The 13,617-nt window shown below is 45.9% G+C and carries 11 protein-coding genes; 7 read left to right on the top strand and 4 right to left on the bottom strand.

What is annotated here, in order from left to right:
• Positions 1-9: 9 nt before the first annotated feature.
• A complete protein-coding gene (locus tag BGP75_RS03210; RefSeq protein ID WP_233152829.1) occupies positions 10-312 on the bottom strand; it encodes a hypothetical protein in 303 nt (100 codons plus the stop codon).
• A 271-nt stretch (positions 313-583) separates the two neighbouring features.
• On the opposite strand from BGP75_RS03210, the gene sodB reads away from it, so the two are divergent.
• The 3 genes from sodB to BGP75_RS03195 all read left to right on the top strand — a co-directional run bounded on the left by sodB (position 584) and on the right by BGP75_RS03195 (position 3,220).
• The gene (gene sodB / locus BGP75_RS03205; RefSeq protein WP_076715072.1) at positions 584-1,168 is read left to right on the top strand and encodes a superoxide dismutase [Fe]; all 585 of its coding nucleotides are present in this window, start codon (positions 584-586) and stop codon (positions 1,166-1,168) included.
• A 211-nt stretch (positions 1,169-1,379) separates the two neighbouring features.
• Positions 1,380-2,576: an NnrS family protein gene (locus BGP75_RS03200; protein WP_076715070.1), complete on the top strand. Its 1,197-nt coding sequence runs from the start codon at positions 1,380-1,382 to the stop codon at positions 2,574-2,576.
• Between the two features lie 122 nt (positions 2,577-2,698).
• Positions 2,699-3,220, top strand: a complete 522-nt coding sequence (locus BGP75_RS03195) for a hypothetical protein (protein ID WP_076715068.1) — start codon at positions 2,699-2,701, stop codon at positions 3,218-3,220.
• A gap of 152 nt (positions 3,221-3,372) precedes the next feature.
• On the opposite strand, the gene BGP75_RS03190 is transcribed toward BGP75_RS03195, so the two are convergent.
• Entirely contained in the window at positions 3,373-3,918 is a 546-nt protein-coding gene (locus BGP75_RS03190) for a Spy/CpxP family protein refolding chaperone (RefSeq protein ID WP_076715066.1), read from the bottom strand.
• A gap of 181 nt (positions 3,919-4,099) precedes the next feature.
• Between BGP75_RS03190 and BGP75_RS03185 the strand changes: the two genes are divergently transcribed.
• Together BGP75_RS03185 and BGP75_RS03180 are read left to right on the top strand one after the other, a co-directional pair.
• Positions 4,100-4,810 carry a response regulator transcription factor gene (locus BGP75_RS03185; protein ID WP_076715064.1) on the top strand — a complete coding sequence of 237 codons (711 nt, stop codon included), beginning with the start codon at positions 4,100-4,102 and terminating at the stop codon, positions 4,808-4,810.
• Positions 4,810-6,246: a HAMP domain-containing histidine kinase gene (locus BGP75_RS03180; protein WP_076715062.1), complete on the top strand. Its 1,437-nt coding sequence runs from the start codon at positions 4,810-4,812 to the stop codon at positions 6,244-6,246. Before BGP75_RS03185 ends, BGP75_RS03180 begins: the two co-directional genes overlap by 1 nt.
• A gap of 19 nt (positions 6,247-6,265) precedes the next feature.
• Here the strand turns inward: BGP75_RS03180 and ilvA are convergent, their stop codons facing one another.
• Positions 6,266-7,783, bottom strand: a complete 1,518-nt coding sequence (ilvA, locus tag BGP75_RS03175) for a threonine ammonia-lyase, biosynthetic (RefSeq protein ID WP_076715711.1) — start codon at positions 7,781-7,783, stop codon at positions 6,266-6,268.
• Positions 7,784-7,947: 164 nt separating this feature from the next.
• On the opposite strand from ilvA, the gene rpiA reads away from it, so the two are divergent.
• Both rpiA and BGP75_RS03165 read left to right on the top strand, forming a co-directional pair.
• A complete protein-coding gene (gene rpiA, locus BGP75_RS03170; protein ID WP_076715059.1) occupies positions 7,948-8,619 on the top strand; it encodes a ribose-5-phosphate isomerase RpiA in 672 nt (223 codons plus the stop codon).
• A gap of 227 nt (positions 8,620-8,846) precedes the next feature.
• Positions 8,847-12,221 carry a DUF748 domain-containing protein gene (locus BGP75_RS03165; protein ID WP_076715056.1) on the top strand — a complete coding sequence of 1,125 codons (3,375 nt, stop codon included), beginning with the start codon at positions 8,847-8,849 and terminating at the stop codon, positions 12,219-12,221.
• A 515-nt stretch (positions 12,222-12,736) separates the two neighbouring features.
• Here BGP75_RS03165 and BGP75_RS03160 read toward each other — a convergent pair.
• On the bottom strand, positions 12,737-12,979 hold the full coding sequence (locus tag BGP75_RS03160; protein ID WP_076715053.1) for a GrxA family glutaredoxin: 243 nt from the start codon (positions 12,977-12,979) through the stop codon (positions 12,737-12,739).
• Between the last annotated feature and the right edge of the window lie 638 nt (positions 12,980-13,617).

The raw sequence follows: 13,617 nt of genomic DNA, 5'->3' as shown, positions 1-13,617 counted from the left end.
AAGCCCTGATCAACGACAGGCATTGGCCCCACTGCGAACCACATTGGCGACTTTATCCTGAAACTGCTTTCCTGCCACCCGATTTTCCATCACGGCTCTGATTTCATCCTGCGTTAACCGCTCATGAACGTAATCCGCCAAACAACTACATTGCTTTTCGGTGCCAGACCCACCACTCAGGCACGCCTCAATGAAAGGCTCCCGGGTTTCAGGAGACATGAACTGGCGACTGAGGAAAAACCCCAACAAGGCAAGCGCGGCGATATAAAGCATGATTCTAGGCATAGATTGGCCAATTCTTGTTATTGTCATATATAGATCTGTATTCTATGAACTAATATTGCAGATGTGGAATCCACTTTAGTCGACCATACCATTGGCTATTACGTATACTTGCTATGCACCAGGATGGGTAAGTATATCTGTTTGACTAATCTATGTAGTCGACCGATACCCGACCAATTTAGTATGATTTATATCAATACAGTGATAATATCGTGGCCCCTGTCCATAAGGAGCATTCAGAATAACCAGGGCAGGCGCTTATAGTTTACGCTTAATCAGGATAGAAGAAGGTCACATCATGAGCTTTGAATTACCACCTCTCCCTTACGCTAAAGATGCACTGCAACCACACATCTCTCAGGAGACTCTGGAATATCACCACGGCAAACACCACAACACCTATGTGGTTAAGTTGAATGGACTGATTCCTGGAACTGAATACGAAAACAAAAGCCTGGAGGAGATCATCACTTCTGCTCCTGCTGGTGGTGTTTTTAATAATGCTGCACAAATCTGGAACCACAGCTTCTACTGGAACTGCCTAAGCCCTAATGGCGGTGGCGAGCCAACAGGTGCTGTAGCTGACGCTATTAACAGCGCTTTTGGGTCTTTTGCAGCATTTAAAGACAAGCTAACAGACAGCGCTATCAACAATTTTGGTTCCAGCTGGACTTGGTTGGTTAAGAATAGCGATGGCTCACTGGCAATTGTAAATACCAGTAATGCTGGATGCCCACTCACTGAAGGCCAGACTCCACTGCTTACAGTCGATTTATGGGAACACGCTTACTACATCGACTACCGCAACGTACGTCCTGACTATATGAATGCTTTCTGGGCACTTGTGAACTGGGAGTTCGTTGCAGAGAACTTCGCCAAGTAATTGACTTTGGCACTGAACACCTCCAAAAGCCCCTACTCAGGGGCTTTTTCTTTTTGAGATTTACGCATTGGATTTTTAACCGGCTCAAATGATAGTTATCAAGGAGAGCAGAGGCTGCCGTCCGTAGACTTTTTGATCAATTATTGGCACATTTAAACCACAGTGACGATCCACCAGGCGCTCTTCACTGCCCGCTTTAGAGATCTTAACAATGTTGAATATAGAAAGACCTGAAGACAGGATCCCGGAGGACACTTTTGCTCTGTTTTTCCTGGGTTTTCGCCCCTTTTTCTCCTTGGCTGGCCTAAGTGCCGTATTGCTGATATTACTTTGGATACCCTTTTTCTCTGGCCATATCGCACTCAATAATTATTACGGCCACGTCGGCTGGCATGCCCACGAAATGATATTTGGATACAGTCTCGCGGTGATTGCCGGATTTCTACTCACCGCCGCCAGAAACTGGACTTCCATGGAGACACCTTCAGGGGCTCCATTAATAGGGTTAACTCTGGTTTGGCTGGCAGGTCGGCTACTTTCAACGGTCGATCTGGGGCAACCTGACTGGCTTACCCTGGCTGTCGATATCGCCTTCGCTCCTTTGGTAATAGCAGGCTTAGCTAAACCCTTACTGGCAGCACGGGTGGCCCGTAACATAGCCTTTCTGGTGATTCTAAGCCTATTTACAATTGCTAACCTGCTGATGCATCTAGGTGCCATAGGTGTGGCCAACACACTATCTTTCGGTATCGATATGGGTCTTAGCTTAGTCATCCTGGTCATCGTGGTACTCGGTGGTCGAGTCATCCCCTTCTTTACCCGTAATCCGTTACCGGGCATGGTGCCTAAACAATGGCCTGCCATTGAAATAGCCTCTGTCGCAGGTGTCATTGTTGTCATAGTTACCGATCTCCTGCCATTACCTGCTTTGCTCGCAGCAATCGTTTCACTGGTTGTTGGCACTATTCATTTTGTGCGCCTCAGCGGTTGGTATGATAAGCGGATCTGGCAACACCCTATTATATGGGTTCTACATGTTGCATACGGTTGGATAGCAGCCGGCTTTTTACTTAAGGGACTTTCGCTACTGAATTTGGTATCTAGCTCTTCGGCCACTCATGCTTTCACGGTAGGCGGGATTGGCCTCATTACGCTGGGCATGATGGGCCGGGTCTCGCTTGGCCATACTGGTCGAATGTTAGAACTCCCCAAGCTGACCGTTTATGGAATCTATATTCTTACGCTTGCAAGTCTAATCCGTGTAGCAGCGAGCATTGAGTGGTTCAGTTCAGCCTATATGTTGCTGATTAGCACATCCGCTGTTCTTTGGGCGATTTCATTTGCTTTTTTCTGTTACAACTACTGGCCATTCCTATTAAAACCTCGTATCGATGGACGACCAGGCTGAGTTATACACCTTTAGTAGAGACGTCCGCATAAGCAGGCGTCTTCTGCCAGTCGTCAAGCTCCTTCGACAACGGTATACTGGCGGGCTTTTACACCGACGCCTTTAATACGAGTAAGTAACTGATGGGTACAATTTCCGCCGCCTGGGGAATGTTAGGTATCTGCCTTATTTTAGGTAGTGCCATTTATCGCCTGAGCTTGGTAGGGCTTGACGCTTTCTCTCAACCATTAAGCTGGTATCACTGGATAATTGCTTTGGTATGGATTGCCTTTATGGCTTTCAGCGAGGGTTACCGAGGTTTTCAAAAGGGATTTTCTCCCAGGGTCGCAGCTCGTATTGCCTACTTAAAAGACAACCCTACATTCTTAAGACTGATTTTTGCCCCACTTTTCTGCATGGGCTACTTCCATATCGAACGCAAGAGACAAATCATCACTTTTATCATCACGATAGCAATAATCGGCCTGGTTCAAATCGTACATCTTTTGGAACAGCCCTGGCGAGGTATTGTCGATCTTGGTGTTGTTACCGGCCTGGCCTGGGGGCTGATATCTCTGTTTGGATTTACCGCCCAGGCCTTCTTAGATGATAGTTTCAGTCATTCACCACAGGTGCCATTACAGTCTTCAGATTCGAACAGATAAACTTACACTCCCAGTGCAAGAATTATCCATTTACTTATGTGCATGCTGCTCTGCCTATAAAATAAAACGCCGTTCTGCTGTTGTCAGCCTGGATTGACGATCCAGGCGTAACAACAACAGCTGAGCTTGGAAGCCAGCTCCTTTTATACCTGCTAATTTCCCTGCTTCATTGCTCCCTGCTGCCCCTGTCCTCGCGGCTGGCTCCACTTTTTTCCCCACTGACCCTTAAGCTCCTTGAAGGTCTGCTGTTGCTCTGGCGTGAGTACGGCATAAATAGCCGCATAAGTTTCCGCACGCTCTGTCATTCGCTGAGTGATCTGATCAGCCTGCTGCTGAGCCAACTGCTTGACCTGCTCCTGATAGTCAGCGCTGCCAGGATCCAGTTCCATCATACTTTTGCGCATATTCTGTTTAGGACTGTTCATCTGGCCTTTTTGTGCTTGCTGATCTTTCATCAAAGAACGAATCTGATCTCGCTGCTCTGCTGTTAGCTCAAGCTCCCAGTCCAATACATTCAGCATTTTGGCACCCATCATCGATCCTTTGCCGTGACGATCATATCCACCGCTTTTATGATGTTTACCCCATCCGCCACCATTACAATCTTTAGCACCGACACCCTTGTCTGCTGCAATAACAACAGCGGTGCTTCCAGCTAACGCTATCGCGGCGATGGTCAATCCAATTGTCTTTTTCATGATCTTTCTCCTGATGTATTGATAACTCACACCCTGAAGTTTAAAGATGGCAATGCAAACCAGAGTCAAGGCTATGTAAAGTTTCTGTAAAGCTGACTATTCAGCAGATGAGGTTATGGCAAAATAAACACAGCGACAGATGCCACCTGACACTTACTGTCAATTAGATAGGACTGACCGGATGAGCCGCATACTGCTAGTCGATGACGACAAAGAACTTTGTGAACTATTACAAGAGTTTCTTGAGCTTGAAGGGTTCGATGTTGATCTGTGCCACGATGGTCAAAGTGCATTAAGAAAGGGTTTGAATACAGCTTATGATGTTATCGTTCTAGATGTAATGATGCCCAAGCTGAATGGCTTCGATACCCTGCGAGAGCTGCGAGGAGAGTCCAATACTCCTGTGTTGATGATGACCGCCAGGGGAGATGAGATCGACAGAATTGTTGGTTTTGAGATGGGTGCTGATGATTACCTTCCCAAGCCCTGTAGTCCGCGTGAACTGGTTGCCCGCTTGAAGGCTATCATCCGCCGGGTCGGATTAGATAAGTCCACAGATAACGAACCTCCACTGGCGGACCATCTGATCATTGGCGATCTGGAACTGTTCACAACGGCCCACCGTGTTATTCGTGATGGTACCCCAATAGAGCTTACTCACACAGAGTTCAGCCTCTTGTTGGTGCTGATGCAGCAATTAGGAAACCTGGTCAGCAAAGAGGAGCTGATGCGTAAAGCCCTGAACCGTAAACTGGGTCCCTTCGATCGCAGTATTGACATGCATCTGAGTAATTTACGTCGTAAGCTCGGCCCTTACCCGAATGGCAATACCCGTATAAAGACGGTTCGCGGTATGGGTTACCTGCTCTTAAAACCTGAGGACACCCCCTGATGCGTCGTCTTTACTGGAAAATATTCTTCGCATTTTGGCTGGTGATGATTCTGGTCATTGTCACCAATCTGGCTGTTACCTGGATTCAGGTCCGGCTCTTTCAGAGCTCTGAACAGAAAAGTGAACATATCTCGGAGTTGGCACAAGAAGCTGCGGAAATATACGAAGAAAGAGGAAGACAAGCCTTAATCTTATGGAAAAAGCAGCTATTTCACCGTACCGATCTTAAAGTGCTGTTACTGGATGAACATAATCGTCAGGTTAGCGGTCATCCCCTTCCGCCCCATTTTAAGGACCTGCTGGAAGGTCGATCCCGAAGAGGCAATGACAACCGACAGCGCTCCCCTTATTTTTATGAGCCCGAAGATCAACAATATCAGATAAAAAGAAGGCAGTTCTTTGACAAACGCTTTCGCCCAATAATCTGGCCAACAATAAGCGCTTCCGGGAAACGCTATCATTTTGTTGTGCTCAATCCCCACGAACTCAGTGATCACCTTTATTCCAGTACCACTTTGTTATGGCGCATAGGCATATCCATTTTGATTGTTATCCTGGTTGCATTGTTGCTCAGTCACTATCTGGTCAAGCCCATTCGATTATTGCAGCACGCCAGCCGCAAGCTGGCAGATGGTGACTTAAATAGCAGGGTGGCAAAGTCGATGGGAAAACGAAGAGATGAGCTGGGTCAACTGGGCTTGGATTTTGACACCATGGCCCATCAGATTCAGGCATTGCTCGAAGGCCAGCAGCAGATGCTAAGAGATATATCCCATGAATTGCGTACCCCACTGGCACGACTAAGGATTGCACTGGAGTTGGCACGCAAGCGCTCCGGCGAATCCAATGAACTGGACCGAATGGAACTCGAAGCTGAACGAATTAACGAGTTGATTGATGAAATTCTATGTCTGGTTCGACTGAATTCCAATCAAAATGATTACCACTCTAGCGAGTTAGAACTTGTCGCTCTACTCCGCCCTCTGGTAGAAGATGCTAATTTTGAACAACAGCGGGTATTACTGAAAGCTCCTGAGACAACCATCATTCACGGAGATGACAAGCTGCTATACAGGGCAATCGAGAATATCGTCCGCAATGCGTTGAAATACAGTGAAGGCGAGGTTGAGGTTAAACTTGAACCTTGCCCGGATAGCGTAGAAATAAGTATTACAGACAGCGGCCCCGGAGTTGATAAAGACAGCCTGGAAAGACTGTTCGAACCCTTCTTTCGAGCGGATCAATCCAGGGGGAGAGAGAGCGGCGGGTATGGACTAGGACTGGCTATTGCAGCCAAGGCAATAAAGCTGCACCAGGGGAAGATAACCGCCCGTAATCGAGAATCAGGCGGTCTTGAAGTCTGTATTTCATTGCCTTGCGGGCAGAGCCCGAAAAACCTGAAAACTGAGCACCATAATGATTCAAGCGAGCCCTGAGTTTTAATAGTCACAATTATCAATTAAGAAATAATTGAAACGCCTTATTGTCGGTTTCTTCACGGTACTGATAGCTGATATCTTCTAAAAACCGGGCTACCTGAGATCGCTCGTTCTCGGGTACCTGCATCCCTACCAGAACACGACCATAAGCGGCACCGTGATTACGGTAATGGAACATGGAAATATTCCAGCGTCCTCCCAGTTTATTTAAAAACTTCATCAAGGCACCGGGACGTTCTGGAAACTCGAAACGATACACCACTTCATTGTCGAGACTGGCAGGTGCATGGCCACCCACCATATAACGTACATGCAACTTGGCAATTTCGTTATCGGAAAGGTCTTCAACCTCCTCAATATGCTCTTTCAACTCATTCAGCAGTTCTTCACGATCTTCATTACCCGGCCTGATCTGTACACCTGCAAACACGACGGCATCGTTCTCATCACTGTAGCGATAATTAAACTCGGTGATCATGCGCTGCCCCAAAGCCTTACAGAATTTTTTAAAGCTTCCCGGACGCTCTGGTATTTTTGCAGCGATAATAGCTTCTCGCTGCTCACCGAGCTCTGCCCGTTCTGAAACGTGCCGCAAACGATCAAAATTAACGTTAGCACCACTATCGATCGCTACCAGAGTTTTTTCTTCAAGCCCTTCCTGGGCAACATATTTTTTCAGACCAGCCAATGCAACGGCACCTGCAGGCTCTGTAATAGAACGGGTATCATCGAAAATATCTTTCAAAGAGGCGCAGATTTCATCAGTATTTACAGTGACAACCTCATCAACATAATTACGACAAATATCGAAAGTATTCTTGCCAATCTGGGCAACAGCGATACCATCAGCAAAAATACCGACCTGAGGCAAGATCACTCGCTCATTAGCCTCAAGGGCAGCCTTAAGGCACGCAGAGTCTTCTGATTCAACACCAATGACTTTAATATCCGGGCGAAGATATTTCACATACACGGCGATACCTGAAATCAGCCCTCCCCCGCCAACAGGAACAAATATGGCATGAATAGGCCCTGCTTCCTGACGTAAGATCTCCATACCAATAGTACCCTGACCCGCGATCACGTCAGGGTCATCAAAGGGATGAATATAGACATAGCCCTTCTCATCAACCAGTTTCTGGGAATGGGCGAATGCTTCATCAAAGGTATCACCGCGCAATACAACCTGAGCCCCCATCGCACGAACCGAATTGACTTTAATATCCGGCGTGGTCCGAGGCATGACTATTGTCGCCTTAACACCCATAACAGCTGCGGACATAGCCAGACCCTGAGCATGGTTTCCGGCAGACGCTGCCACCACGCCATTACTTTTCTCCTCTTCTGACAATTGTGCCATCTTGTTATAGGCACCACGGAGCTTAAACGAAAATACAGGCTGAAGATCTTCACGTTTGAGTAACACGCGGTTATTCAAGCGCTTGGAAATCGCCCTGGCATCATCTAACGGGGTTTCCTTTGCTACGTCGTAAACGCGGGCCTGAAGAATCTTCTTAATGTATTGATGAGGCATTGGTATTCCAGAATAAAGAACTTTCAGTCCAGCAAAGGGACCACTTGATAGAATCATACAAAGTGGGTAATAGTAATAACTATCAACCCCTGACGTCTACACGCATAGGGCTATGCAACGTATAATTATTCATCAAAGTTCATCATCCATTGACAGGACACACCATGACACAAGATGAAATGAAGCAGGCAGTCGGCAGGGCAGCCGTTGAACAACTTAAAAATAAGCTCGAAAGTGATTCTGTTGTTGGTGTCGGTACCGGCTCGACAGCAAACTGTTTCATTGAAGAGCTGGCTAAAATAAAACATACCTTTGATGGTGCTGTCGCCAGCTCTGAAGCAACAGCAGAGCGACTGAAAAGCCATGGTATTCCGGTCTATGACCTTAATTCCGTCAATCAGCTGGATTTTTACGTTGATGGTGCCGATGAGTTCAACGAACGCTTTGAATTAATCAAGGGTGGTGGTGGCGCCATGACCCGCGAAAAAATTGTCGCTGCGGTAGCCAAGACTTTTATCTGTATTGTCGACGAGAGTAAAAAGGTTGATATTTTGGGCGAGTTTCCACTGCCGGTAGAAGTCATACCCATGGCACGCAGCTATGTGGCCCGGGAACTATGTAAATTTGATGCAGAACCCATTTATCGAGACGGCTTTACCACTGACAACGGCAATCAAATCCTTGATGTCCACAATCTGGAAATCAACGCTGCAATAGCCTTAGAAGAAAAAATCAACAATCTGGTAGGCGTCGTCACCAACGGACTGTTTGCAGCGCGGCCTGCGGACATTATTTTAGTCGGCACCCCGAATGGAGTGGATATACTGACACCTTAACCTGCTTTTCCACTCTTTTCGAAACCTTCCTGGACGGTGATAAAGACACCTTCACCGTCTGCTGTATGGAATACCAGGATAGAGCATGGCTCAACAGGCCCCTGACCATCACAGCCTCAGTCTACCCATGGATATTTCTCTTTCCTCTGTTGATTTACATTAACGAAATGTATATTCAATAACCTGAGCAATGCTTACCGAGACGAATGACCGGAGAAACCAGACCAATGATATTCAAAAGCGCGAGATTTAAGAAGCTAGTCAAATTGACAACCTTCCTGGCCACCCTCCTGCTGGTAATCTCCTTGGCAGTACCCTTTATTACCAAGTCGCTGATAAAAAACTGGATGTTGGAAAATGGGGCTGAACAAGCAAGCATAAAAGGCTTGTATCTGAATATCTGGTCCGGACGCTTTCGTCTTCAGGGCCTTGAAGCAACGGCTGCTAATCGCCCGGACCTTAGCATCGGTCATTTCGAAGCAGATTTCAGCTACCGATCTTTGTGGGACAAACGCTTATTACTCAATCAATTGATATTTTCTAACGCAGCGCTAGCTGTAGAACAGCAAGGTAAGGATTGGTTCGTCGGACCCATCCAGATTCCAGCCTCAGACGATCAAAAATCAGAACAACCAGAATCAGAACCATGGAACTGGGGACTAACAGAATTAGATCTTAGTAATCTATTAATGACGGCCAAGTTAGAGCAGCAAAAATATAGTCTTGAAGTTGAAAAAGGAGCTCTGCGGTTATTGCATAACTGGGTACCAGACCAAGATAGTTTTTTAGAGCTTAAGGGTCAGCTAAATGAGCGCCCATTTGATTTACACAGTCAGGGAACTCCTCTGGCGCAAAAAGCCGGCGGACAACTTAAATTGCAGATCGATAGCTTAGACTTGTCCTCATTACTACAGCCTTGGGTGCCTGAACTGAAAGGGATACTAAGCACTAATCTGGAAATCAATATTCAACAAAAAGAGAGTGGAATCAACATCAGTGAGCAAGGTGACCTGCAACTGAACAAACTAAGTTTCAAAGATGACAAGCTGCGACTGGGAGCCAACTCAATCAACTGGAACGGTAATGCTGAAGTAACACTGTTCTCCGAAGGAATAAAAACAGTGATCACTGAGGGTAAGCTCCGGCTGATAAGCCCGGATATCAAGCAAGAAAGCTTGGGCTTCAGCAGTAAAGAAATTGTCTGGGAAGGGGACAACCAACTTGAGATGCTAAATGCCAAACCACAAAAAGTGGTATCAAAAGGAAAACTGGCTATCACCTCCTTGCAACTTTCTCAGGAACAGCTCCAAGTAAAAAACAAAGCACTCAGTTGGCAGGGGGATAATCACGTCAGTTTTGAAAAAGGATCTCTGCAAGAACTTGAAAGCCAGGGAGCACTTACTCTGACACAAAGCAGTGCTCAGCAGCCACAACTTGAATTCCTGTCAGAAAGCATTCAGTGGAATGGCAACATAAATGTGAAGCTAGTCAAAAACCAGTTGCAAAAACTGTTTAATTCCGGTGATTTTTCTGTTGCTCAACTGAAACTGAATCACACTCCGGATCAACAGTCTCAATTGCAATTAGGGACATCTGAAATTACCTGGAAAGGCAGCAATGATCTACTATTTGCTGAGAATTCACTGGAAGAAATTACCAACAAAGGTAGTCTCTCAGTTAATCAGCTGGAATTAAATCAAGATGCAGCCCAAAAGATGCATATCTCTTCTACAAATATCCACTGGGATGGCAGCAATAATGTAAAGTTTTCAGATAACCAGTTAGAAGAATTGTTAAACAAAGGAGAGTTATCCGTTGCCAAGTTAAAGCTGGAGCAACCTGATCTATCCGTGTCGGAAGATAACATACACTGGAACGGCGACTTAAAGTCAGATTTCCAAGAGTCTCTGTCTCTTAACGGATCTTTGGCTACTCAGCCTTCAGAAATCAGTCTGGGCCATCTGAAGATATCCAGCCATTCCCGTAAATGGGACGGGTCTGCATCTATTATTCTGAAACCTTTTGAATTATCTGAACTCTCAGGCTCTGCAGACATTGAGCAGTTATCTGTCACACAACCATCAGGGACAACCCTGGCTACAATCCAAAAAATTCAGCTCTTGGACTTAGCAGCTTTACCGAATAATACCGTACAAGCATCAAAGCTTGATATTGAAGCAATAAAACTGGCCAACAATAAGCCTTTACTGGACTTATCAGCTGTTGAAATAAGCCCGCTTCAAGTAGGAGCGACTGAAGCTGTCTTTGGTACCCTGAGCATTGGCGAGTTAATCACGGAACTTAACCTTAGTGGCAAAGGCGTCCCTCAGGCCTGGCTGGACTGGCAGTCTGCTATCACCGGCTCCACTTCCAACGAGCCAACACAAGAAGAAGTGGCAACAGCCACTGAAAAACAAAGTGCTGAAAAAGACTCATCTCCTTTCCATTTCGCGATAAAGACTGTGCAGCTTGAGGCCCCTGCCCAAATCAAATTCAGTGATGAATCTGTTAATGCCAGAGATATAGACATTCAGATTCAAAAATTACAGCTTACCAATATTGATTCAGCCTCTTCGGCACCCGGTCCCTTCCTCCTTGCCGCTAAGATTAATCGCTTTGGCGAGCTAAAAGCAGCAGGAAACTATAGCTGGATGTCACCACTCCCCAATGGAGATTGGAAAGGATCTCTTAATAATCTTGAGCTACCTCCATTTAGCCCCTATATGCAGAAGTACAGTGGATATCAGCTACGTAGCGGGCAGTTCACCATCAAAACAGGAGGAAAGATTAACGAAGGAAAAATTAATAGTCAGAATAAGATCAATATTCGCAATCTCGACGTTAAGCAAAAAAAGGATAATTCTGCAAAAGAGTTCAATCAGCAGCTGGGTATGCCATTGGAAACAGCCATCTCAATTCTCACCGATGATGATAATAATGTAGAGCTGGAAGTTCCTATCAATGGCTCAGTCAATGACCCTGAATTTGGCTATCAAAGTGTTATTAACATCGTTATGACAAAAGTAGCCAAGGAAGGAGCTATCGGTTATCTGAGCAACGCTTTACAGCCCTATGGTGCACTGATTAGCCTGGGCCGTATGGTAGTCAATTCTGCCAGTAAAAATGCCATCAACCTGGAACCCGTATCTTTCACTCCAGGCTCTCCAGTATTAGACACCAAAGCTACTGATTACCTAAGCAAAATCAGTTCGTTACTCAAAGAGCGAGAATCTCTTCGGCTTAACCTATGTGGGATAGCAGTCGCCTCGGATAGTGATGCGATAAAGCAGCAGTTCCTTATCAACCAGAAGGGACAACTCACATCACAATCTTCAGTAACCACTAACGGAGAAAAACCAGAAGCTCTACCCGACTCCAGCCAGGAGCCTCAAACCGGAGCATCTACAGCAGCGGCATCAATGAAACAAATCGGTCCTGATGAGTTAGCAACAGCCTTGAATACTCTTGCAGAAGACCGCTCAGAAAACGTCAAGGCGTATCTTATCGAAGAAGCGAAAATTGAAGCTGACCGTCTGTTCAGCTGCCTACCACAGGTTATGAGTGACAGTGAGCAACCTCCGCAAGTTAGCCTTGGGTTTTAGACTGAGCCGAAACATGTCAACCTGACACAACAGAGAGGCATGGAAGCACCTCTGTTCCTTTATAAAACGGACAACTGTTAGCATTATCGTTATAAAAAATCTAACCTGCTCTTCGATTTTTGCTCAGGCCAGGCCATTGATTAAATACGCGTTGTAGTCAAGTTTACATAAGCTCACAGCATAACCGCTAATAATCTATCTGGGTTAAATTTCCCAGTAAAGACTTCACTACATTTGTACTCAACGCTCATTAATGCAAGGTTATTGAGCGAACATACCAATATAGGCCTAAAAATAGGAAATATTCCTATATAAATATAGGCCATAAAAAACGGATACTTAGCTCGCGAGGTTATCAAAGGGAATTGATGGCTGACAGGGACGACAGCTTGGTAGCATGGAAACGCGACGCGCAAACCACCTCGTCTTAAGGGCTCATATCAGGAAGGTATGAGCCCTTTATTTTTTGATGACAGTCTTCGTTACTTAATGATTTTATCAACAGCGGGAAGCTCTCAACCCCCTGATTGCTCCACTAAGCCCGCAAACTCTGTGTATCCCCCGATATATTCCTGGCCATTAAAAATCTGTGGCACCGTCTCAACAGGCTTACCAATCGTCTTCTCTAAATCCTGCTTGCTGATACCTTCTTTATGGATATCAATATAACGAAAATTAAGGTTCTTAGTTTCACAAAGTTCTTTGGCCCGTTTACAGAAACCACAGCCTTCCCGACCAAAAATTGTAATCCGCTCCATATTCTACACTCCACTGAAGACCGCCGGGATTTGTCCCGAACTGATTTGTCCTTGTATTAAACCTGTTGATCGCCTGAATATCCAATTAGCGGTATCAATATAGACCATAGGTTTTAACAATAATCCATACGCTACTAATTCATACAGTCTTAGACACAAACCGCAGGCCTTTCTCAGGCATTTATTTGTAAGCGATCAAGGAACCCATCTTGATTAGGTGGGTTTGTTATCCAAGGGTAGTTAGTTTCCTGTAAACCAGGACTCAGCTAAGGGTAAGTTGGGTTAGCGCAGCGTAACCCAACAACAACTTTTGATTAGAGGGACTGGTCGCTCCAGAACAATAGATTTTCGATGCCTCGACCGTTTCAGCCGCTGGCAGGTGGGTAAGGACTTGGCAGAGGTAAGCGTACGGTTCCTTGATCGCTTGCGGTTTATTTATCGCTTACAGAGCGCGGATAGGGTCAGGGGATTTTAAATCGCAGCCATAAAAAAGCCCCGTCCGTCAGGACGAGGCTTTCTCGGTTAGGCGCTTGGCGATGGAAGTCCTACAGGCGTACAGGCTGTAGTCGCAAAATCGGGCCAGAGCATGCTCTGGACATTTCCGTTTTTGCCCTACTCTCACGTAGCTCATCGCCACT

The sequence above is a fragment of the Motiliproteus sp. MSK22-1 genome, assembly GCF_001968815.1.
Taxonomy (GTDB): domain Bacteria; phylum Pseudomonadota; class Gammaproteobacteria; order Pseudomonadales; family Balneatricaceae; genus Motiliproteus.
Note: the sequence above shows the minus strand (reverse complement) of the source record. Positions and strands in the feature narration are given on the sequence as shown.

Coding starts and splice junctions, on each gene's coding strand:
- ilvA (WP_076715711.1), bottom strand. CDS start 7,783: ATGCCTCATCAATACATTAAGAAGATTCTTCAGGCCCGCGTTTACGAC.
- BGP75_RS03190 (WP_076715066.1), bottom strand. CDS start 3,918: ATGAAAAAGACAATTGGATTGACCATCGCCGCGATAGCGTTAGCTGGA.
- BGP75_RS03180 (WP_076715062.1), top strand. CDS start 4,810: ATGCGTCGTCTTTACTGGAAAATATTCTTCGCATTTTGGCTGGTGATG.
- BGP75_RS03165 (WP_076715056.1), top strand. CDS start 8,847: ATGATATTCAAAAGCGCGAGATTTAAGAAGCTAGTCAAATTGACAACC.
- rpiA (WP_076715059.1), top strand. CDS start 7,948: ATGACACAAGATGAAATGAAGCAGGCAGTCGGCAGGGCAGCCGTTGAA.
- BGP75_RS03195 (WP_076715068.1), top strand. CDS start 2,699: ATGGGTACAATTTCCGCCGCCTGGGGAATGTTAGGTATCTGCCTTATT.
- BGP75_RS03210 (WP_233152829.1), bottom strand. CDS start 312: ATGACAATAACAAGAATTGGCCAATCTATGCCTAGAATCATGCTTTAT.
- BGP75_RS03160 (WP_076715053.1), bottom strand. CDS start 12,979: ATGGAGCGGATTACAATTTTTGGTCGGGAAGGCTGTGGTTTCTGTAAA.
- sodB (WP_076715072.1), top strand. CDS start 584: ATGAGCTTTGAATTACCACCTCTCCCTTACGCTAAAGATGCACTGCAA.
- BGP75_RS03185 (WP_076715064.1), top strand. CDS start 4,100: ATGAGCCGCATACTGCTAGTCGATGACGACAAAGAACTTTGTGAACTA.
- BGP75_RS03200 (WP_076715070.1), top strand. CDS start 1,380: ATGTTGAATATAGAAAGACCTGAAGACAGGATCCCGGAGGACACTTTT.